A 20,147-nucleotide genomic window follows, 5' to 3' on the forward strand; every position below is an offset into this window, starting at 1 on the left:
TGCTTTCACTTTCTATCACTCTATACATTACTAATTAAAAGCTCTTAAGGAGGATTTTAGAATGGCTAAAGAAAAATTCGACCGTTCCAAATCACATGCCAATATCGGTACAATTGGACACGTTGACCATGGTAAAACAACATTAACTGCTGCTATCTCAACAGTACTTCATAAGAAATCTGGTAAAGGTACAGCTATGGCGTACGATCAAATTGATGGTGCTCCAGAAGAACGTGAGCGCGGTATCACAATCTCTACTGCACACGTTGAGTACGAAACTGACACTCGTCACTATGCACACGTTGACTGCCCAGGACACGCTGACTATGTTAAAAACATGATCACTGGTGCTGCGCAAATGGACGGAGCTATCCTTGTAGTATCTGCTGCTGATGGCCCAATGCCACAAACTCGTGAGCACATCCTTCTTTCTAAAAACGTTGGTGTACCATACATCGTAGTATTCCTTAACAAATGCGACATGGTAGACGACGAAGAGCTTCTTGAGCTTGTTGAAATGGAAGTTCGCGATCTTCTTAGCGAATACGACTTCCCTGGTGATGATGTACCAGTTGTTAAGGGTTCTGCTCTTAAAGCTCTTGAAGGCGACGCTGAGTACGAAGAAAAAATTCTTGAACTTATGGCTGCAGTTGACGAGTACATCCCAACTCCAGAACGCGACACTGAAAAACCATTCATGATGCCAGTTGAGGACGTATTCTCAATCACTGGTCGTGGTACAGTTGCTACTGGCCGTGTAGAACGCGGACAAGTTAAAGTCGGTGACGAAGTTGAAATCATCGGTCTTCAAGAAGAAAACAGCAAAACAACTGTTACAGGTGTTGAAATGTTCCGTAAGCTTCTTGACTATGCTGAAGCTGGAGACAACATCGGTGCACTTCTTCGCGGTGTAGCTCGTGAAGACATCCAACGTGGTCAAGTACTTGCTAAACCAGGTACAATCACTCCACACAGCAAATTCAAAGCTGAAGTTTACGTTCTTTCTAAAGAAGAGGGTGGACGTCATACTCCATTCTTCTCTAACTACCGTCCTCAGTTCTACTTCCGTACAACTGACGTAACTGGTATCATCAATCTTCCAGAAGGCGTAGAAATGGTTATGCCTGGAGATAACACTGAAATGATCGTTGAACTTATCTCTACAATCGCTATCGAAGAAGGAACTCGTTTCTCTATTCGTGAAGGCGGACGTACAGTTGGTTCAGGCGTTGTTTCTACAATCACTGAGTAATCGACTCGTTCATTAATACGGGGTCCCATGCGGGGCCTCGTTTTTTTGTTTCCCGGCTGATTCAATGTATAATAGAAGTTATACAAAATTTAGGAGCAGAGCGATGATTGATAACTTCAAGACAAAACGGATTTCAATGCTTCAGCAACTGCTGATTAACGACAGTGAACAGACCATTATGATTAATGGTGATGACAAGAGCAATCCGCTGCTTTTGTTTTTGCACGGCGGGCCCGGCACGCCTCAAATCGGCTATGCGAGAAAGTACCAGAGCGAGCTGGAAAAGCATTTCACTGTTGTGAACTGGGATCAGAGAGGGGCGGGACTTTCATATTCAAATGAAATTCCGGGCTCGTCTATGACTTTGGATCAGCTGACAGCTGACACCATTCATTTGACCGAACGCTTATGCAAGCAATTCAACAGGCAAAAAATATATATCGCCGGCTATTCGTGGGGATCAGTGTTGGCGCTTCATGTTCTTCAAGAGAGACCTGATTTGTATGATGGGTATATCGGTATCAGTCAGGTTGTAAATATCCAAAAGGAAGAAACGGAAGCCTACCGGCTGCTGACGGATTGGAGCGAGGAGCGCAAACACCGCCTGCTACAAAAGACGCTGCGCTTTATCGGTGCACCTCCATGGAACAGCCAGCTTCAGCGCTCATTGTTTCTGCTTTGTATCGAGATGAAGGGAGGAGGCTTTACCCATAATCCGATCGGCGCCCTTAAAGCAGGCGGACGAATGCTGTTTGGTGAACCGTACGGTGTGAGAGGGAGCTTCTTAGCCGCGCGGGGACAGATGTTCAGCCTGAAACATCTGTGGGAAGATCTCATTTTCTTTGATGCCGGGCAATCAGTTTCTTCTATTGAAATACCGTGCTGTTTTATGTCAGGAAGATTTGATTTGACGGTGCCGGGAACGATATCTTACCAATATTATCAGAAGGTTGAGGCTCCCTATAAAGAATGGCACTGGTTTGAAAACTCAGCCCATTCGCCTCACTTGGAAGAGCCGGATCGCTTTGCTGAAGTTGTCAGCCGATTCGCATCTTTCCATCTCTGAAAGAAAACAGGCATATCCTTGATTAATCATGGCATCCCCTGTATAATAATCAAAGTGTGAAAACCACAAGGTTCTTTAAATAAACCTTGCAACATGCGTCTATTTTCTGTATAATAGTGTATGTTGGTCTTTGACTGCGATGAAGTGAGAGGTTGCTGACACACCCGGCCGCTTTGCCATGGCAAGGTGATCAGGTTTTTCTCACGGAGAACTGTCTAACGTGATGTAGGCGAAAAGGAGGGAAAATAATGGCAAAACAAAAAATTCGTATTCGTTTAAAAGCATATGATCATAGAATCCTTGATCAATCTGCAGAGAAGATTGTTGAAACGGCAAAACGTTCTGGTGCCAGCGTATCTGGTCCGATCCCGTTGCCAACTGAAAAATCAGTTTACACAATCCTTCGTGCGGTGCACAAATACAAAGATTCTCGTGAGCAATTTGAAATGCGTACACATAAACGTTTAATCGATATTGTGAACCCAACACCACAAACTGTTGATGCTCTCATGCGATTAGACTTACCATCTGGTGTCGATATCGAAATCAAACTTTAATTCTAAAATATAGAATGATCTTAATAGGAGGTGTGACGAATGACCAAAGGAATCTTAGGAAGAAAAATTGGTATGACGCAAGTATTCGCAGAAAACGGTGATCTTATCCCGGTAACTGTTATTGAAGCAGCTCCAAACGTTGTTCTTCAAAAGAAAACAGCTGAAAATGATGGCTATGAAGCGATCCAGCTTGGTTTTGACGATAAGCGTGAAAAGCTTTCAAACAAACCGGAAAAAGGACACGTTGCAAAAGCGGAAACTGCTCCTAAGCGCTTCGTTAAAGAATTACGCGGCGTGGATATGGATGCGTATGAAATTGGTCAGGAAGTCAAGGTTGAAATTTTCTCTGCAGGAGAAATCGTAGATGTAACAGGAGTATCTAAAGGTAAAGGTTTCCAAGGTGCAATCAAGCGCCACGGACAATCTCGCGGACCTATGTCTCACGGTTCACGCTACCACCGTCGTCCTGGTTCAATGGGACCTGTAGATCCTAACCGTGTATTCAAAGGTAAACTATTACCTGGACGCATGGGCGGAGATCAAATCACTGTCCAAAACCTTGAAGTCGTAAAAGTTGATGCTGAGCGCAATCTTCTTCTGATTAAAGGTAACGTACCTGGTGCGAGAAAAGCTTTAATCACTGTAAAAAGTGCTGTTAAATCTAAATAAGTCTCTTAGGAAAGGAGGAAATTGATCATGCCAAAAGTAGCATTATACAACCAAAACGGTTCTACTGCTGGTGATATCGAATTAAACGCTTCTGTATTTGGAATTGAGCCAAATGAGAGCGTAGTATTCGACGCTATTCTTATGCAAAGAGCTTCCTTACGTCAAGGATCTCACAAAGTAAAAAATCGTTCTGAAGTACGCGGCGGAGGTCGCAAACCATGGCGTCAAAAAGGTACAGGTCGTGCCCGTCAAGGTTCAATCCGTTCACCGCAATGGCGCGGAGGTGGTGTCGTATTCGGCCCAACACCACGCAGCTATTCTTACAAATTACCTAAAAAAGTTCGCCGCTTGGCAATCAAATCAGTATTGTCTTCTAAAGTGAACGACAACAACATTATTGTTCTTGAAGATCTTACTCTTGATACGGTTAAAACAAAAGAAATGGCAGCTATCCTTAAAGGATTATCTGTTGAGAAAAAAGCTTTAATCGTAACTGCGGATGCAAACGAAGCAGTATCTCTTTCTGCACGCAACATCCCTGGAGTTACAGTTGTTCAAGCTAACGGAATCAACGTGTTAGACGTTGTCAACCACGAGAAGCTTCTGATTACAAAAGCTGCGGTTGAAAAAGTAGAGGAGGTGCTTGCATAATGAAAGATCCTCGTGATGTTCTTAAGCGCCCCGTCATTACTGAACGTTCTGCTGATTTAATGACTGAAAAGAAATATACTTTTGAAGTTGATGTAAGAGCTAATAAAACAGAAGTGAAAGATGCAGTTGAAAGTATCTTTGGAGTGAAAGTTGACAAAGTCAACATCATGAACTACAAAGGGAAATCAAAACGTGTCGGCCGTTATACTGGTATGACTAGCCGTCGCAGAAAAGCGATCGTAAAACTTACTGCAGACAGCAAAGAAATCGAAATTTTTGAAGCTTAATTATTTGTAAAAAGAAGGAGGGAAATTCAAAATGGCGATTAAAAAGTATAAACCGACCTCTAACGGACGTCGTGGCATGACAACTTCAGATTTTGCTGAAATCACGACTGACCAGCCGGAAAAATCCTTGCTTGCGCCCCTTCACAAGAAAGGCGGACGTAACAACCAAGGTAAATTGACTGTACGTCACCAAGGTGGCGGACACAAACGCCAATACCGTGTTATCGACTTCAAACGCGATAAAGATGGTATACCTGGACGCGTTGCTACAGTTGAATACGATCCAAACCGTTCAGCTAACATCGCGCTAATCAACTATGTAGACGGAGAAAAACGTTACATTCTTGCACCAAAAGGAATTCAAGTAGGTACTGAAATCATGTCCGGCCCCGAAGCTGACATCAAAGTAGGTAACGCACTTCCGCTTATCAACATCCCTGTTGGTACAGTTGTGCATAACATTGAATTAAAACCTGGTAAAGGCGGACAGCTTGTACGTTCAGCTGGTACATCTGCTCAGGTTCTTGGTAAAGAAGGCAAATACGTTCTTGTACGTCTTAACTCTGGTGAAGTTCGCATGATCCTTTCTGCTTGCCGCGCTTCTATCGGTCAAGTAGGTAACGAGCAGCACGAACTTATCAACGTTGGTAAAGCAGGACGCTCTCGCTGGAAAGGCATCCGCCCTACAGTTCGCGGTTCTGTAATGAACCCTAACGATCACCCGCACGGTGGTGGTGAAGGTCGCGCGCCAATCGGACGTAAATCACCAATGTCTCCATGGGGCAAACCGACTCTTGGATTCAAGACACGTAAGAAAAAGAACAAATCTGATAAATTTATCGTACGTCGTCGTAAAAATAAATAACGGGGTTGTCTACGGTTCTTTTCGGACCGTAGTGCAATCACGAAGGGAGGTTCCAAAATGGCTCGCAGCTTGAAAAAAGGACCATTTGTCGATGGACACTTGATGACAAAAATCGAGAAATTAAATGAAACGGACAAGAAACAAGTTGTAAAAACTTGGTCTCGCCGTTCAACTATTTTCCCACAATTTATCGGTCACACAATCGCAGTCTATGACGGGCGTAAACACGTGCCTGTATTCATTTCTGAAGACATGGTAGGCCACAAGTTGGGCGAATTCGCACCGACTCGTACTTACAAAGGCCACGCCAGTGACGATAAAAAAACAAGACGCTAAGAGAGGAGGCTTTTAAATGCAAGCTAAAGCTGTTGCAAGAACAGTCCGTATTGCTCCTCGTAAAGCACGTCTAGTAATGGACCTGATTCGAGGTAAGCAAGTAGGCGAAGCAGTATCTATCTTGAACCTAACTCCGAGAGCTGCTTCTCCAATCATCGAAAAAGTTTTAAAATCTGCTATCGCAAATGCTGAGCACAACTACGAGATGGACGCTAACAATCTGGTTATTTCTCAGGCATTTGTTGACGAAGGCCCAACGTTAAAAAGATTCCGCCCGCGTGCTATGGGACGTGCGAGCCAAATCAACAAACGTACGAGCCACATTACAATCGTTGTATCAGAAAAGAAGGAGGGATAAGTAGTGGGTCAAAAGGTAAATCCAGTCGGTCTTCGTATCGGAGTCATTCGTGATTGGGAATCTAAGTGGTACGCTGGTAAAGATTACGCTGACTTCCTGCACGAAGATTTAAAAATTCGTGAATTCATTAGCAAACGCCTTTCTGACGCTTCTGTTTCTAAAGTAGAAATCGAGCGCGCAGCAAACCGCGTTAACATTACGATCCACACTGCTAAGCCTGGTATGGTAATCGGTAAAGGCGGTTCTGAAGTTGAAGCACTTCGTAAAGCCCTTAACAGCCTTACTGGCAAGCGTGTACACATTAACATTCTTGAAATCAAAAGAGCAGATCTTGATGCTCAGCTTGTAGCTGATAACATCGCTCGTCAACTAGAAAACCGTATTTCTTTCCGCCGTGCGCAGAAACAACAAATCCAACGCACTATGCGTGCTGGAGCACAAGGTGTGAAAACAATGGTTTCCGGCCGTCTTGGCGGAGCTGACATCGCTCGTTCTGAATACTACAGTGAAGGAACTGTTCCATTGCACACTTTACGTGCTGACATCGACTATGCAACATCTGAAGCTGACACAACTTACGGTAAGCTTGGTGTAAAAGTCTGGATCTATCGTGGAGAGGTTCTTCCTACTAAGAAGAAAACTGAGGAAGGAGGAAAATAATATGTTATTACCAAAACGCGTTAAATATCGCAGAGAGCATCGCGGAAAAATGCGCGGTCGCGCTAAAGGCGGTACTGAAGTACATTTTGGTGAGTACGGTATCCAGGCTCTTGAAGCTTCTTGGATCACAAACCGCCAAATCGAAGCTGCACGTATTGCGATGACTCGTTACATGAAACGTGGCGGTAAAGTTTGGATTAAAATTTTCCCTTCAAAACCTTACACTGCTAAACCGCTTGAGGTACGGATGGGTTCCGGTAAAGGGGCTCCTGAAGGCTGGGTAGCTGTTGTAAAACCGGGCAAAGTTTTATTTGAAATTTCTGGTGTGTCTGAAGAGGTAGCTCGTGAAGCGCTTCGTCTTGCATCTCACAAATTGCCAATTAAAACGAAGTTCGTAAAACGTGAAGAAATTGGTGGTGAATCAAATGAAAGCTAATGAAATTCGTGACCTTACCACTGCTGAAATTGAACAAAAAGTAAAGTCTCTTAAAGAAGAACTTTTCAATCTTCGCTTTCAATTAGCGACAGGACAACTTGAAAATACTGCTCGCATTCGTGAAGTGCGCAAAGCTATCGCGCGCATGAAAACTGTGATTCGTGAAAGAGAAATTGCTGCTAACAAATAATCACTGAGGGGAGGTCGTGAGCATGAGCGAACGTAACCAGCGCAAAGTTTACCAAGGCCGTGTTGTTTCTGACAAAATGGATAAAACCATTACTGTTGTTGTTGAAACATACAAAAAGGATCCTATCTACGGTAAGCGCGTAAAATACTCAAAGAAATTAAAAGCACATGATGAGAATAACCAAGCTAAAATCGGAGACATCGTAAAGGTCATGGAAACTCGTCCATTATCTGCAACTAAGCGTTTTCGTCTAGTTGAAGTTGTCGAAGAAGCTGTTATTATCTAATAAAGTTCGGAATTCTTTTTTCCGAAGGGAGGTAACAAATAATGATTCAACAAGAGACTCGTTTAAAAGTTGCTGACAACTCCGGTGCGCGTGAGGTACTTACTATTAAAGTTCTTGGCGGTTCTGGACGTAAAACGGCTAACATTGGTGATGTAATTGTTTGCACGGTTAAACAAGCAACACCAGGAGGCGTTGTCAAAAAAGGTGAAGTCGTAAGAGCTGTTATCGTTCGTACAAAAAGCGGAGCACGCAGATCTGACGGATCATACATCAGCTTCGATGAGAATGCATGTGTTATCATCCGTGACGACAAGAGCCCGCGTGGAACTCGTATCTTCGGACCGGTTGCTCGTGAATTACGTGAAAACAACTTCATGAAAATTGTTTCTCTGGCTCCAGAAGTTATCTAATGAAATAAATGCCTTACTCAAGGAGGTGCGATCAGGATGCATGTGAAAAAAGGCGATAAAGTAATGGTTATCTCTGGTAAAGATAAAGGCAAACAAGGTACGATCCTTGCTGCTTTCCCTAAAAAGGACCGCGTTCTAGTTGAGGGCGTAAACATGGTGAAGAAACACTCTAAACCGACTCAAGCAAACCCTCAAGGCGGAATTTCTAATCAAGAGGCGCCAATTCATGTATCAAACGTTATGCCGCTCGATCCTAAAACAGGTGAAGTGACTCGCGTAGGATACAAAGTGGAAGATGGCAAAAAAGTTCGTATTGCTAAAAAATCTGGGCAAGTTTTAGATAAATAGTATTTAAAGGAAGGGAGGTCTATCTCATGAACCGCCTTAAAGAAAAGTACAATAAAGAAATTTCACCTGCTTTAATGACGAAGTTCAACTACGACTCTGTTATGCAGGTGCCGAAAATCGAAAAAATCGTAATCAACATGGGTGTTGGTGATGCTGTTCAAAACGCGAAAGCAATCGACAGTGCTGTTGAAGAATTAACGTTTATCGCAGGTCAAAAACCTGTCGTTACTCGTGCGAAGAAATCAATTGCTGGATTCCGTCTTCGTGAGGGAATGCCTATCGGTGCGAAAGTAACTCTTCGCGGAGAGCGCATGTATGATTTCCTTGATAAACTTATTTCTGTATCTTTACCGCGTGTACGTGACTTCCACGGGATTTCTAAGAAATCTTTCGACGGTCGCGGAAACTACACTCTCGGTATCAAAGAACAGTTAATCTTCCCTGAAATTGACTACGATAAAGTAACAAAGGTTCGCGGAATGGACATCGTTATCGTAACGACTGCTAACTCTGACGAAGAGGCTCGTGAGCTATTAACTCTAGTAGGTATGCCGTTCCAGAAATAATCAATGAAAGGGAGGCGAAATCGTGGCTAAAAAGTCAATGATTGCGAAACAACAACGTACACCAAAGTTTAAAGTGCAAGAGTACACTCGCTGTGAACGCTGCGGACGTCCGCACTCAGTCATTCGTAAATTTAAACTTTGCCGTATTTGTTTCCGTGAGCTTGCATATAAAGGACAAATTCCTGGCGTGAAAAAAGCCAGCTGGTAATCCCCAAGAAAGGGAAGGAGGTAATTATATAATGGTTATGACAGATCCAATTGCAGATATGCTGACTCGTATTCGTAATGCAAACATGGTACGTCATGAGAAGCTTGAAATTCCTGCTTCTAAATTGAAAAGAGAAATTGCTGACATTTTAAAGCGTGAAGGTTTCATTCGTGACGTTGAGTTCGTAGAAGACAGCAAACAAGGTATCATCCGCGTTTTCTTGAAATACGGACAAAACAACGAGCGCGTTATCACTGGTCTTAAAAGAATCAGCAAACCAGGTTTGCGTGTATACGCTAAATCAAATGAAGTACCTCGCGTACTTAACGGTCTTGGAATCGCGATTATTTCTACATCACAAGGTGTTTTAACGGACAAAGAAGCCCGTGCAAAACAAGCTGGTGGAGAAGTTCTAGCATACGTTTGGTAAGAAGTTTAACAAAGAATGGAGGTGTTTTAGTATGTCTCGTGTAGGTAAGAAACTGCTTGAGATCCCTTCTGAAGTTACAGTAACGCTGAACGAAGGCAACACTGTAGCTGTGAAAGGACCAAAAGGAGAATTAACTCGTACTTTCCATCCTGATATGGAAATCAAAATTGAGGACAACGTGCTTACAGTCACTCGTCCTTCTGATCATAAAGAGCACCGTGCGTTGCATGGTACGACTCGCAGTCTGCTTGGAAACATGGTTGAAGGCGTATCTAAAGGATTTGAAAGAGGTTTGGAATTAGTCGGTGTCGGTTACCGTGCGTCTAAATCCGGAAACAAACTTGTTTTAAACGTTGGATACTCTCACCCTGTTGAAATCGTTCCTGAAGAGGGCATCGAAATCGAGGTTCCTTCTCAAACAAAAGTAGTTGTAAAAGGTACAGACAAAGAGCGTGTAGGAGCTATCGCTGCTAACATCCGCGCTGTACGTTCTCCAGAGCCTTACAAAGGTAAAGGAATTCGCTACGAAGGTGAAGTTGTTCGCCGTAAAGAAGGTAAATCTGCTAAGTAAGACCGCTTAAAGTGAAGAAAGGAGTGACCTAGGATGATTACGAAAACTAGCAAAAATGCTGCTCGTCAAAAAAGACATGCTCGTGTTCGTGCTAAACTTTCAGGCACAGCTGAAAGACCTCGTCTGAATGTGTTCCGTTCAAACAAACACATTTATGCTCAAATCATCGATGATGTAAATGGCGTTACACTTGTTAGTGCCTCTACTCTCGACAAAGATTTGAACGTGGAAAGCACTGGTGACAGCGCTGCTGCTGCTAAAGTCGGTGAACTCGTTGCGAAACGCGCTTCTGAGAAAGGTGTTTCTGACGTAGTATTTGACCGCGGCGGATACTTATACCATGGACGTGTAAAAGCTCTGGCCGATGCAGCTCGTGAAGCCGGACTGAAATTTTAATAAAAAAAGGAGGGACACATGATTATGCGTCGTATTGACCCAAGCAAATTAGAGTTAGAAGAACGCTTAGTTACGGTTAACCGCGTAGCGAAAGTTGTTAAAGGTGGTCGTCGTTTCCGTTTCGCAGCTCTAGTCGTTGTCGGTGACAAAAACGGTCACGTAGGTTTCGGTACTGGTAAAGCACAAGAAGTACCTGAAGCAATCCGCAAAGCTGTTGAAGATGCGAAAAAGAATTTGATTGAAGTACCAATGGTTGGAACTACGATTCCACACGAAATCATCGGACGTTTCGGTGCAGGCAATATCTTGTTGAAACCTGCTTCTGAAGGTACTGGAGTTATCGCTGGAGGCCCTGTACGTGCGGTACTTGAGCTTGCTGGCGTTGCTGATATCCTTTCTAAGTCTTTAGGTTCTAACACACCGATCAACATGATCCGTGCAACACTTCAAGGTTTAAGTGAGCTTAAACGTGCCGAAGAGGTTGCGAAGCTTCGTGGAAAATCTGTAGAAGAACTGTTAGGATAAGGAGGGAACATTAATGGCTAAATTAGAAATTACCCTCAAACGCAGTGTAATCAGTCGCCCGGAAGATCAGCGCGTTACTGTAAGAACACTTGGTTTAAAGAAAACGAACCAAACTGTCGTTCATGAAGATAACGCTGCGATCCGCGGTATGATTAATAAAGTATCTCATCTAGTTTCTGTTAAAGAACAATAAAAATAAACTATAGGCTAAGGAGGTGTCCTAATGAAACTTCATGAATTAAAGCCTTCAGAAGGTTCACGCAAAGTGCGCAATCGCGTAGGTCGTGGTATTGGTTCTGGTAACGGTAAAACAGCTGGTAAAGGTCACAAAGGTCAAAACGCTCGTTCTGGCGGCGGTGTACGCCCTGGATTCGAGGGGGGACAAATGCCTTTATTCCAACGTCTTCCTAAACGCGGTTTTACAAATATCAACCGTAAGGAATACGCGATTGTGAATGTAGACAAATTGAACGGTTTTGCGGAAGGAACGGAAGTCACTCCTGAACTTCTTCTTGAGACTGGTGTTATTAGCAAACTTAATGCAGGAGTAAAGATTCTTGGCAACGGTAAATTAGAGAAAAAATTAACTGTAAAAGCCAATAAATTCTCTGCTTCTGCGAAAGAAGCTGTTGAAGCTGCTGGCGGTACAGCTGAGGTGATCTAACTTGTTTAAGACAATCTCCAACTTTATGCGTGTGAGTGATATTCGGAATAAAATCATTTTTACATTACTCATGCTTATCGTCTTTCGCATAGGTGCGTTTATCCCTGTGCCATATGTTAATGCTCAGGCGTTACAGACACAAAGTTCGATGGGGGTTTTTGATCTCCTTAATACATTTGGCGGCGGTGCGCTTTATCAGTTCTCCATCTTCGCGATGGGAATTACACCTTACATCACCGCTTCGATCATCATTCAGCTGCTTCAGATGGATGTTGTTCCGAAGTTTACTGAGTGGTCTAAGCAAGGTGAAGTCGGCCGCCGTAAATTAGCTCAGTTCACGAGATATTTTACGATTGTGCTTGGTTTTATCCAGGCGTTAGGTATGTCATACGGGTTTAACAACCTGGCAAACGGTATGCTGATTGAAAAATCCGGCATATCGACATATCTGATTATTGCTTTAGTACTCACTGGAGGAACTGCTTTTTTAATGTGGCTGGGAGAACAAATTACTTCCAATGGAGTAGGTAACGGAATTTCGATCATCATCTTCGCGGGGATTGTGGCTAGTATTCCGAAAACTGTTGGGCAGATTTATGAGACTCAATTTGTCGGCAGCAGCGATCAGCTGTTTATTCATATTGTAAAAATCGCCTTACTGGTGATTGCGATTTTGGCCGTTATTGTTGGTGTTATTTTCATTCAGCAGGCCGTACGAAAGATTGCGATTCAATATGCAAAAGGGCAAGGTCGTTCACCTGTTGGCGGAGGCCAGTCAACTCACCTTCCGCTTAAAGTGAATCCTGCAGGGGTTATTCCGGTAATCTTTGCTGTTGCGTTTCTTATTACGCCGCGTACAATCGCGTCATTTTTCGGAACAAACGATGTGACAAAGTGGATTCAAGCCAACTTTGACAATACACATCCGGTGGGCATGACGGTTTATGTCGCATTAATTATCGCCTTTACGTACTTCTATGCTTTTGTGCAGGTAAACCCTGAACAAATGGCTGATAACCTTAAAAAACAGGGTGGCTATATCCCGGGGGTTCGTCCAGGGAAAATGACTCAAGATAGAATTACGAGCATTTTGTATCGACTTACGTTTGTGGGTTCTATATTCTTAGCCGTGATTTCCATTCTTCCTATCTTTTTCATTCAATTCGCTGGATTGCCTCAAAGTGCACAGATTGGCGGAACATCTTTGTTAATTGTCGTGGGGGTAGCCTTGGAGACAATGAAGCAGCTGGAGAGCCAGTTAGTGAAACGTAATTACCGAGGATTTATGAAAAATTAGAGGACTGGTTTTAACCATTCCTCTAAATAAGAGAGGACGGGGGAAATCCGAATGAACTTAGTCTTAATGGGACTTCCTGGAGCCGGTAAAGGCACACAGGGAGAACGAATTGTTGAGGATTATGGGATACCTCATATCTCAACGGGAGATATGTTCCGTGCTGCTATGAAAGAAGAAACACCACTCGGACTCGAAGCAAAGTCTTATATTGATAAAGGCGAGCTCGTACCGGACGAAGTCACAATCGGCATTGTCAAAGAAAGACTCGGCAAAGATGATTGTGAAAGAGGTTTTCTTCTGGACGGATTTCCGCGAACAGTCGCTCAGGCTGAAGCTCTTGAAGACATTCTTGAGGAATACGGCAAGCCGATTGATTATGTCATTAACATTAAAGTAGACAAAGACTCTTTAATGGAACGTTTGACTGGACGCAGAATTTGCAGTGTTTGCGGCACAACCTATCATTTGGTTTTCAATCCGCCGAAAACGCCGGGTGTTTGTGATAAAGACGGAGGAGACCTTTATCAACGGGCAGATGATAATGAGGAAACCGTCTCAAAACGGCTTGAGGTCAACATGAAGCAGACTCAGCCTTTACTCGATTTTTATTCCGAGAAAGGATATCTTGTCAACGTCAATGGCCAGCAGGACATTAATGACGTGTACAAAGATGTGAAGGAGCTTCTTGGAGGATTGAGCAAATGATTATCTGTAAGACCCCTCGTGAGCTAAGCATCATGCGGGAAGCAGGGCGAATCGTGGCTTTGACTCATGAAGAGTTGAAAAAGCACATTAAACCAGGAATCTCGACAAAAGAATTGGATCAAATTGCCGAACGTTTTATTGAGAAGCAGGGTGCAATCCCATCTTTTAAGGGGTATAATGGGTTTCGCGGGAGCATCTGTGTATCAGTTAATGAAGAACTCGTTCACGGAATTCCCGGCAAAAGGGTTTTGCGCGACGGTGACATTATCAGCATTGATATCGGTGCTAAATTAAATGGTTATCATGGTGACTCTGCTTGGACATATCCGGTAGGAAACATCAGTGATGATGATAAACGACTGCTGGAAGTGACAGAGGAGTCTTTATATAAAGGCTTGAAGGAAGCAAAACCAGGTGAACGTTTGTCGAATATTTCCCACGCAATACAAACGTATGTCGAAAATGAGCAGTTTTCAGTTGTTAGGGAGTATGTCGGACATGGTGTTGGTCAAGACTTGCATGAGGATCCGCAAATTCCTCACTACGGTCCGCCAAACAAAGGACCTAGGCTGAAGCCTGGTATGGTTCTCGCTATAGAACCGATGGTTAACGCTGGCAGCCGGTATGTGAAAACATTGGCTGATAACTGGACGGTTGTAACGGTAGATGGGAAAAAGTGTGCTCATTTTGAACATACGATTTCGATTACGGAAACGGGTTTTGATATACTGACAAAAGTCTAGATGATGAAATGAATTCCATGACAAATGTTTTTCGTTCCGCACCTGGGCAGATTGTAGATGTACAATTGGTCGGAGGAAAAACCGGCTAGCTGCTGTCATCGGAATGAAGATTCTTCATCATGTACTAAAGCAGACGGAGAAAAGCGTACATTTCATTCTCCTTAGAAAAAGAATATCAATCATTTACCCTTTATGATTGCGTATCTCCGGAAGTTCAGAACAGTATAAACGAAACAGGGCGTGTGACAAACGGATAACTGAGATTTTCTCTTTTGAAATTTGTCAGAGAGCAAGTTACTGATTTGAAGAAGGGAGAACACTTGAATGGCGAAAGACGATGTAATTGAAGTGGAAGGTACGATAGTCGAAACTCTGCCAAACGCGATGTTCAAAGTTGAACTCGAGAATGGCCATACGGTTTTGGCTCACGTATCTGGTAAAATCCGCATGCACTTCATTCGCATTTTACCTGGAGACAAAGTTACGGTAGAATTATCTCCATATGACTTAACTCGTGGCAGGATTACGTACCGTTACAAATAAAGCACTCCGGAAACTGAAGGAGGTTGGAAACACATGAAAGTGAGACCATCAGTTAAACCAATCTGCGAGAAATGTAAAGTTATCCGCAGAAAAGGAAAAGTAATGGTGATCTGTGAAAATCCAAAGCATAAACAAAAACAAGGATAATTAATAAGGAGGTGCCCAGAGAATGGCTCGTATTGCTGGTGTAGATATCCCACGTGACAAACGTGTTGTTATTTCTTTAACATATGTCTTCGGAATTGGCCGCACAACGGCTCAGCAAGTCTTGAAAGAGGCTGGTGTTTCTGAAGATACTCGTGTGCGTGATCTTACTGAAGAAGAACTTGGTAAAATCCGTGATGTTATTGACAAACTGAAAGTAGAAGGTGACCTTCGCCGTGAAGTTTCTCTTAACATCAAGCGTCTGATCGAAATCGGAAGCTACCGCGGAATCCGCCATCGCAGAGGTTTGCCTGTTCGTGGACAAAACTCTAAAAACAATGCGCGTACTCGTAAAGGTCCGCGTCGTACTGTAGCTAACAAGAAAAAATAAGTAAGGGAGGTACCTAAACAATGGCTGCTGCTCGTAAACAAAACACGCGTAAACGTCGCGTGAAAAAGAATATTGAGTCAGGAATCGCTCATATTCGTTCAACTTTCAACAACACGATCGTTACGATCACTGATACTCATGGTAATGCTATTTCTTGGTCAAGTGCCGGAGCTCTAGGATTCAGAGGTTCTCGTAAATCTACTCCTTTTGCTGCGCAAATGGCTGCTGAAACAGCTGCTAAAGGTTCAATCGAACACGGACTTAAAACTCTTGAAGTAACTGTTAAAGGACCAGGTTCTGGCCGTGAAGCTGCAATCCGTGCTTTACAAGCTGCCGGACTTGAAGTTACAGCTATCAGAGACGTAACTCCTGTTCCTCATAATGGATGCCGTCCACCAAAACGTCGCCGCGTGTAATTTGTTTGTATAGATTTTGTGTCCCTGTCAATAATGGGTTATGATACAGTTATTTATGAAACGAATGCACCGACTCGTTGCCTGAGCACATACGGGACTAAACAATGGGGAATTTCGGATGGAATCTCATATGATTCTATTCGAGGTTTCGACGTTTTGAAGGAGGGTTTTAAGTAATGATCGAGATTGAAAAACCAAAAATCGAAACGGTTGAAATCAGCGACGATGCCAAATTTGGTAAGTTTGTCGTAGAGCCGCTTGAGCGTGGATATGGTACAACTCTGGGTAACTCCTTACGTCGTATCCTCTTATCCTCACTCCCTGGTGCCGCTGTAACATCGATCCAGATAGATGGTGTACTGCACGAATTCTCGACAATCGAAGGCGTTGTGGAAGATGTTACAACGATAATCTTGCACATTAAAAAGCTTGCATTGAAAATCTACTCTGATGAAGAGAAGACGCTTGAAATTGATGTACAGGGTGAAGGAACTGTCACAGCAGCTGACATTACACACGACAGCGATGTTGAAATCCTTAATCCGGATCTTCATATCGCGACTCTTGGTGAGAATGCGAGTTTCCGAGTTCGCCTTACTGCACAAAGAGGACGTGGGTATACTCCTGCTGATTCGAACAAAAGAGACGATCAGCCAATCGGCGTGATTCCGATCGATTCAATCTTTACGCCAGTTTCCCGTTTATCTTATCAGGTGGAAAACACTCGTGTAGGCCAGGTTGCAAACTATGACAAACTTACACTTGATGTTTGGACTGACGGAAGCACAGGACCGAAGGAAGCAATTGCTCTCGGTTCAAAGATTTTAACTGAACACCTTAATATATTCGTTGGTTTAACTGACGAAGCTCAGCATGCTGAAATCATGGTTGAAAAAGAAGAGGATCAAAAAGAAAAAGTTCTTGAAATGACGATTGAGGAGCTTGATCTTTCTGTCCGTTCTTACAACTGCTTGAAGCGTGCGGGCATTAACACGGTTCAAGAACTTGCGAACAAGACGGAAGAAGATATGATGAAAGTTCGCAACCTGGGACGCAAATCACTTGAAGAAGTGAAAGCGAAACTTGAAGAACTTGGACTCGGCCTTCGCAAAGACGATTGATCTAGTTTCCATGTGAACTAGGATTTTCGTGTGTTTTTTAATTAGAAACAGCATTCCATTAAAGGAGGGGACATCACATGTCATACAGAAAACTAGGACGTACGAGTTCACAGCGTAAAGCTATGCTTCGTGATCTTACAACAGATTTGATCATCAACGAAAGAATCGAAACAACTGAAACACGTGCGAAAGAACTTCGCTCTGTTGTTGAAAAGATGATCACTCTTGGTAAACGCGGTGACTTGCATTCTCGTCGTCAAGCTGCTGCATACATTCGCAACGAGGTTGCTAATGAAGAAAATAACCAAGATGCACTTCAAAAATTATTCTCTGACATTGCAACTCGTTACGAGGAGCGCCAAGGCGGATACACACGTATTATGAAGCTTGGTCCTCGCCGTGGTGACGGTGCACCAATGGCAATCATCGAATTGGTTTAATCACATATTTTTGTGTATCTAAAGAAGGGCGGGACAGTTTCTAACTGGATCTATGCCCTTTTTTTAGATACCAGAACTTTTTATCATGAGACAGAAAAGCAGAGCTATAGCTGAGAGGAGGTCAGGCGCCCGTGGATCAAAAACAGCTTATATCCGTAAAAGACATCTTATTCCGATACCGCAAAGATGCAGAAAGGCTGGCGCTGGACGGTGTGAGTCTGGAGGTATACGAAGGAGAATGGCTTGCTATCGTAGGTCACAACGGTTCAGGGAAGTCGACTTTGGCCAGAGCGCTGAACGGACTGATTTTGCCTGAGGCCGGAGATATTGAAGTCGGCGGCATGAAACTGACTGAAGATACTGTTTGGGATGTGCGAAAAAAAATAGGGATGGTCTTTCAGAATCCCGATAACCAATTTGTCGGAACAACGGTTCGCGATGATGTGGCTTTTGGTTTAGAAAACAATGGTGTTCCGCGCGAAGAAATGATTGAGAGAGTAGATTGGGCTGTCAAACAAGTCAATATGCAGGATTTTCTTGATCAAGAGCCGCACCATCTCTCCGGAGGTCAAAAACAAAGAGTGGCGATCGCAGGGATTATTGCTGCGCGTCCTGATATTATGATTTTGGATGAAGCGACATCCATGCTTGACCCGATCGGGAGAGAAGAAGTCCTTGATACTGTCAGACGCTTAAAAGATCAAGGCATGGCCACCGTCATTTCAATTACACATGACTTGGAAGAAGCCGCAAGGGCGGACAGGATCATTGTAATGAACGGCGGCAGGAAATATGCAGAGGGCCCGCCTGAAGAGATTTTTAAATTAAATGAAGACTTGGTTCCCATCGGTCTTGATTTGCCTTTCTCATTCCAGCTCAGCCTGCTTTTGAAAGAAAGCGGACTGGCGTTATCGAAAAACCATCTGACTCAGGAAGGGCTGGTGAATGAGCTGTGGACATTAAAATCAAAGATGTAGAACATCGCTATCAAATAAAGACACCGTTTGAACGGCTTGCTCTGTATGATATCAATGCCGTGATCAAAGAGGGCAGCTACGTTGCCGTCATCGGGCATACAGGATCGGGTAAATCGACGCTCCTGCAGCATTTAAACGGTTTGCTTAAACCTACTAAAGGACAGCTGGAGCTCGGCAGCACGATTTTAGCAGCCGGTAAAAAGAATAAAGATCTTAAGACTTTGCGGAAAAAAGTCGGAATCGTTTTCCAATTTCCCGAACATCAGCTGTTTGAGGAGACTGTACTGAAGGACATCGCATTCGGACCGATGAACTTCGGTGTGAAAAAAGAAGACGCTGAACGGAAGGCGAAAGAGATGCTGGAGCTTGTGGGTCTTCCGGAAGACATTTTGGAACGGTCGCCGTTTGAGCTCAGCGGCGGGCAGATGCGCAGAGTGGCGATCGCCGGTGTTCTTGCGATGGAGCCGGAAGTACTGGTTTTAGATGAACCGACGGCCGGGCTCGATCCAAGAGGGCGCCAGGACATTATGGACATGTTCTATGCGCTTCATCAGCGGGGAAACCTGACTACCGTTCTCGTCACGCACAGCATGGAGGACGCCGCCCGCTATGCCGACGAGATGATCGTCATGCACAAAGGAACGATTAAAGCGACGGGGAGTCCGAGTGATTTGTTTGCAAAAGGTGAAGAGATGGCCGAAATGGGTCTGGATCTTCCTGAATCGGTGAAGTTTCAGAGACGGCTTGAGGCGGTTCTCGGAGTCAAGTATGAGAAACCCATGCTCACCCTGCAGGATGCCGCCAGTGAAATTAAGGCTTTCTTTCAGGAGGATAAGGACCAATGATGGACAGCATGATTATCGGAAAGTATGTTCCCGGATCATCGCTTATTCACCGCTTAGACCCGCGAACAAAACTTGTCAGCATTTTTCTTTTTGTATGTATCGTTTTTTTGGCAAACAACGTACAGACGTACGCTTTGCTCGGTTTGTTTTCATTCGGGGTGATCGCCTTGACGCGAGTGCCGTTCAGCTTTTTGCTGAAGGGGCTTAAGCCGATTATCTGGATTGTGGCATTTACGTTTTTACTGCACATCTTCATGACGCATGAGGGTGCTGTCATTTTTCGGCTTGGCTGGTTTAAAGTTTATGAGGGCGGACTTGTACAGGGGATTTTTATCTCTCTCCGTTTCGTTTACCTCATTTTTATGACGACGCTGCTGACGCTTACGACAACGCCGATTGAAATAACGGATGGAATGGAGCAGCTCCTGCATCCATTTAAAAAGGTGAAGCTGCCCGTACACGAGCTCGCATTGATGATGTCGATATCGCTGCGCTTTATTCCGACGTTGATGGAAGAGACGGATAAAATCATGAAGGCGCAAATGGCGAGGGGTGCAGACTTTACAAGCGGCCCGGTGAAAGACAGAATAAAAGCAGTCGTTCCGCTGCTTGTTCCCCTGTTTGTCAGCGCCTTTAAACGTGCGGAAGAGCTCGCGGTCGCCATGGAGGCGAGAGGCTACCAGGGCGGTGAGGGGAGAACGAAATACAGAAAGCTTGTCTGGACCGGCAAGGATACCGGAGCTATTCTGCTCATCATCTTATTAGCCGTATTATTGTTTTTCTTAAGAAGTTAG

35 protein-coding genes and 1 pseudogene are annotated in these 20,147 nt (G+C 43.9%); all 36 read left to right on the plus strand.

Annotation, left to right across the window (positions count from 1 at the left end; all coding sequences use genetic code 11):
* Positions 1-61: 61 nt before the first annotated feature.
* The 36 genes and pseudogenes from tuf (at position 62) to ACW5MY_RS00890 (ending at position 20,147) form a co-directional block, all read left to right on the plus strand.
* Positions 62-1,252: an elongation factor Tu gene (tuf, locus tag ACW5MY_RS00715; protein ID WP_003156451.1), complete on the plus strand. Its 1,191-nt coding sequence runs from the start codon at positions 62-64 to the stop codon at positions 1,250-1,252.
* A gap of 103 nt (positions 1,253-1,355) precedes the next feature.
* Positions 1,356-2,318, plus strand: a complete 963-nt coding sequence (locus tag ACW5MY_RS00720; protein ID WP_289394083.1) for an alpha/beta fold hydrolase — start codon at positions 1,356-1,358, stop codon at positions 2,316-2,318.
* A 248-nt stretch (positions 2,319-2,566) separates the two neighbouring features.
* Positions 2,567-2,875, plus strand: coding sequence for a 30S ribosomal protein S10 (gene rpsJ / locus ACW5MY_RS00725; protein ID WP_003156464.1), 309 nt, complete (start codon positions 2,567-2,569; stop codon positions 2,873-2,875).
* A 39-nt stretch (positions 2,876-2,914) separates the two neighbouring features.
* Positions 2,915-3,544: a 50S ribosomal protein L3 gene (rplC, locus tag ACW5MY_RS00730; RefSeq protein WP_003156465.1), complete on the plus strand. Its 630-nt coding sequence runs from the start codon at positions 2,915-2,917 to the stop codon at positions 3,542-3,544.
* A 27-nt stretch (positions 3,545-3,571) separates the two neighbouring features.
* The gene (gene rplD, locus ACW5MY_RS00735; protein WP_007615239.1) at positions 3,572-4,195 is read left to right on the plus strand and encodes a 50S ribosomal protein L4; all 624 of its coding nucleotides are present in this window, start codon (positions 3,572-3,574) and stop codon (positions 4,193-4,195) included.
* The gene (rplW, locus tag ACW5MY_RS00740; RefSeq protein ID WP_003156467.1) at positions 4,195-4,482 is read left to right on the plus strand and encodes a 50S ribosomal protein L23; all 288 of its coding nucleotides are present in this window, start codon (positions 4,195-4,197) and stop codon (positions 4,480-4,482) included. Before rplD ends, rplW begins: the two co-directional genes overlap by 1 nt.
* A 31-nt stretch (positions 4,483-4,513) precedes the next feature.
* Complete coding sequence (gene rplB / locus ACW5MY_RS00745) at positions 4,514-5,347, plus strand: 50S ribosomal protein L2 (RefSeq protein ID WP_003156470.1); 834 nt, start codon at positions 4,514-4,516, stop codon at positions 5,345-5,347.
* Positions 5,348-5,404: 57 nt separating this feature from the next.
* The gene (gene rpsS, locus ACW5MY_RS00750) at positions 5,405-5,683 is read left to right on the plus strand and encodes a 30S ribosomal protein S19 (RefSeq protein WP_003156472.1); all 279 of its coding nucleotides are present in this window, start codon (positions 5,405-5,407) and stop codon (positions 5,681-5,683) included.
* Positions 5,684-5,699: 16 nt separating this feature from the next.
* Complete coding sequence (gene rplV / locus ACW5MY_RS00755; protein ID WP_003156475.1) at positions 5,700-6,041, plus strand: 50S ribosomal protein L22; 342 nt, start codon at positions 5,700-5,702, stop codon at positions 6,039-6,041.
* A gap of 3 nt (positions 6,042-6,044) precedes the next feature.
* Positions 6,045-6,701 carry a 30S ribosomal protein S3 gene (rpsC, locus tag ACW5MY_RS00760; protein WP_003156476.1) on the plus strand — a complete coding sequence of 219 codons (657 nt, stop codon included), beginning with the start codon at positions 6,045-6,047 and terminating at the stop codon, positions 6,699-6,701.
* 1 nt (position 6,702) lies between these two features.
* Entirely contained in the window at positions 6,703-7,137 is a 435-nt protein-coding gene (rplP, locus tag ACW5MY_RS00765) for a 50S ribosomal protein L16 (protein WP_003156478.1), read from the plus strand.
* The gene (gene rpmC / locus ACW5MY_RS00770) at positions 7,127-7,327 is read left to right on the plus strand and encodes a 50S ribosomal protein L29 (RefSeq protein ID WP_003156482.1); all 201 of its coding nucleotides are present in this window, start codon (positions 7,127-7,129) and stop codon (positions 7,325-7,327) included. Before rplP ends, rpmC begins: the two co-directional genes overlap by 11 nt.
* Before the next feature lie 22 nt (positions 7,328-7,349).
* A complete protein-coding gene (rpsQ, locus tag ACW5MY_RS00775) occupies positions 7,350-7,613 on the plus strand; it encodes a 30S ribosomal protein S17 (protein ID WP_013350812.1) in 264 nt (87 codons plus the stop codon).
* A 41-nt stretch (positions 7,614-7,654) separates the two neighbouring features.
* Positions 7,655-8,023: a 50S ribosomal protein L14 gene (rplN, locus tag ACW5MY_RS00780; RefSeq protein WP_003156485.1), complete on the plus strand. Its 369-nt coding sequence runs from the start codon at positions 7,655-7,657 to the stop codon at positions 8,021-8,023.
* A 36-nt stretch (positions 8,024-8,059) separates the two neighbouring features.
* A complete protein-coding gene (gene rplX / locus ACW5MY_RS00785; protein ID WP_013350813.1) occupies positions 8,060-8,371 on the plus strand; it encodes a 50S ribosomal protein L24 in 312 nt (103 codons plus the stop codon).
* Between the two features lie 26 nt (positions 8,372-8,397).
* Positions 8,398-8,937, plus strand: coding sequence for a 50S ribosomal protein L5 (gene rplE / locus ACW5MY_RS00790; RefSeq protein WP_289394084.1), 540 nt, complete (start codon positions 8,398-8,400; stop codon positions 8,935-8,937).
* Positions 8,938-8,959: 22 nt separating this feature from the next.
* Positions 8,960-9,145, plus strand: coding sequence for a 30S ribosomal protein S14 (gene rpsN / locus ACW5MY_RS00795; RefSeq protein WP_003156488.1), 186 nt, complete (start codon positions 8,960-8,962; stop codon positions 9,143-9,145).
* A gap of 31 nt (positions 9,146-9,176) precedes the next feature.
* Positions 9,177-9,575: a 30S ribosomal protein S8 gene (rpsH, locus tag ACW5MY_RS00800; protein ID WP_003156489.1), complete on the plus strand. Its 399-nt coding sequence runs from the start codon at positions 9,177-9,179 to the stop codon at positions 9,573-9,575.
* A 31-nt stretch (positions 9,576-9,606) separates the two neighbouring features.
* On the plus strand, positions 9,607-10,146 hold the full coding sequence (gene rplF, locus ACW5MY_RS00805) for a 50S ribosomal protein L6 (RefSeq protein ID WP_014469621.1): 540 nt from the start codon (positions 9,607-9,609) through the stop codon (positions 10,144-10,146).
* Positions 10,147-10,179: 33 nt separating this feature from the next.
* The gene (gene rplR / locus ACW5MY_RS00810; protein ID WP_013350816.1) at positions 10,180-10,542 is read left to right on the plus strand and encodes a 50S ribosomal protein L18; all 363 of its coding nucleotides are present in this window, start codon (positions 10,180-10,182) and stop codon (positions 10,540-10,542) included.
* Between the two features lie 24 nt (positions 10,543-10,566).
* A complete protein-coding gene (gene rpsE / locus ACW5MY_RS00815; RefSeq protein WP_003156493.1) occupies positions 10,567-11,067 on the plus strand; it encodes a 30S ribosomal protein S5 in 501 nt (166 codons plus the stop codon).
* A 13-nt stretch (positions 11,068-11,080) separates the two neighbouring features.
* Positions 11,081-11,260 carry a 50S ribosomal protein L30 gene (gene rpmD, locus ACW5MY_RS00820; RefSeq protein ID WP_289394085.1) on the plus strand — a complete coding sequence of 60 codons (180 nt, stop codon included), beginning with the start codon at positions 11,081-11,083 and terminating at the stop codon, positions 11,258-11,260.
* A 30-nt stretch (positions 11,261-11,290) separates the two neighbouring features.
* Positions 11,291-11,731 (plus strand): 50S ribosomal protein L15, encoded by a 441-nt coding sequence (gene rplO, locus ACW5MY_RS00825; RefSeq protein ID WP_003156499.1) that lies wholly within the window; start codon positions 11,291-11,293, stop codon positions 11,729-11,731.
* 1 nt (position 11,732) lies between these two features.
* The gene (gene secY / locus ACW5MY_RS00830; RefSeq protein WP_013350817.1) at positions 11,733-13,028 is read left to right on the plus strand and encodes a preprotein translocase subunit SecY; all 1,296 of its coding nucleotides are present in this window, start codon (positions 11,733-11,735) and stop codon (positions 13,026-13,028) included.
* A gap of 51 nt (positions 13,029-13,079) precedes the next feature.
* Positions 13,080-13,733: an adenylate kinase gene (locus ACW5MY_RS00835; protein ID WP_014469622.1), complete on the plus strand. Its 654-nt coding sequence runs from the start codon at positions 13,080-13,082 to the stop codon at positions 13,731-13,733.
* Complete coding sequence (gene map, locus ACW5MY_RS00840; RefSeq protein ID WP_289394086.1) at positions 13,730-14,476, plus strand: type I methionyl aminopeptidase; 747 nt, start codon at positions 13,730-13,732, stop codon at positions 14,474-14,476. The genes ACW5MY_RS00835 and map overlap by 4 nt, the downstream gene beginning before the upstream one ends.
* A 64-nt stretch (positions 14,477-14,540) precedes the next feature.
* A pseudogene (locus ACW5MY_RS00845) lies at positions 14,541-14,823 on the plus strand (KOW domain-containing RNA-binding protein).
* The gene (gene infA / locus ACW5MY_RS00850) at positions 14,801-15,019 is read left to right on the plus strand and encodes a translation initiation factor IF-1 (protein WP_003156508.1); all 219 of its coding nucleotides are present in this window, start codon (positions 14,801-14,803) and stop codon (positions 15,017-15,019) included. Before ACW5MY_RS00845 ends, infA begins: the two are co-directional and overlap by 23 nt.
* A gap of 33 nt (positions 15,020-15,052) precedes the next feature.
* A complete protein-coding gene (gene rpmJ, locus ACW5MY_RS00855; RefSeq protein ID WP_003156543.1) occupies positions 15,053-15,166 on the plus strand; it encodes a 50S ribosomal protein L36 in 114 nt (37 codons plus the stop codon).
* Between the two features lie 22 nt (positions 15,167-15,188).
* Positions 15,189-15,554, plus strand: a complete 366-nt coding sequence (gene rpsM, locus ACW5MY_RS00860; protein ID WP_003156545.1) for a 30S ribosomal protein S13 — start codon at positions 15,189-15,191, stop codon at positions 15,552-15,554.
* Between the two features lie 20 nt (positions 15,555-15,574).
* Positions 15,575-15,970, plus strand: a complete 396-nt coding sequence (gene rpsK, locus ACW5MY_RS00865; protein ID WP_003156547.1) for a 30S ribosomal protein S11 — start codon at positions 15,575-15,577, stop codon at positions 15,968-15,970.
* Between the two features lie 176 nt (positions 15,971-16,146).
* Complete coding sequence (locus ACW5MY_RS00870) at positions 16,147-17,091, plus strand: DNA-directed RNA polymerase subunit alpha (protein ID WP_003156549.1); 945 nt, start codon at positions 16,147-16,149, stop codon at positions 17,089-17,091.
* 77 nt (positions 17,092-17,168) lie between these two features.
* The gene (gene rplQ / locus ACW5MY_RS00875; RefSeq protein WP_289394087.1) at positions 17,169-17,531 is read left to right on the plus strand and encodes a 50S ribosomal protein L17; all 363 of its coding nucleotides are present in this window, start codon (positions 17,169-17,171) and stop codon (positions 17,529-17,531) included.
* A gap of 131 nt (positions 17,532-17,662) precedes the next feature.
* Entirely contained in the window at positions 17,663-18,508 is an 846-nt protein-coding gene (locus ACW5MY_RS00880) for an energy-coupling factor ABC transporter ATP-binding protein (RefSeq protein WP_462061649.1), read from the plus strand.
* Complete coding sequence (locus ACW5MY_RS00885) at positions 18,484-19,353, plus strand: energy-coupling factor ABC transporter ATP-binding protein (protein ID WP_045514114.1); 870 nt, start codon at positions 18,484-18,486, stop codon at positions 19,351-19,353. The genes ACW5MY_RS00880 and ACW5MY_RS00885 overlap by 25 nt, the downstream gene beginning before the upstream one ends.
* On the plus strand, positions 19,350-20,147 hold the full coding sequence (locus ACW5MY_RS00890; RefSeq protein WP_289394089.1) for an energy-coupling factor transporter transmembrane component T family protein: 798 nt from the start codon (positions 19,350-19,352) through the stop codon (positions 20,145-20,147). Before ACW5MY_RS00885 ends, ACW5MY_RS00890 begins: the two co-directional genes overlap by 4 nt.

The sequence above is a fragment of the Bacillus sp. Bwzl_19 genome (genome assembly GCF_054900515.1).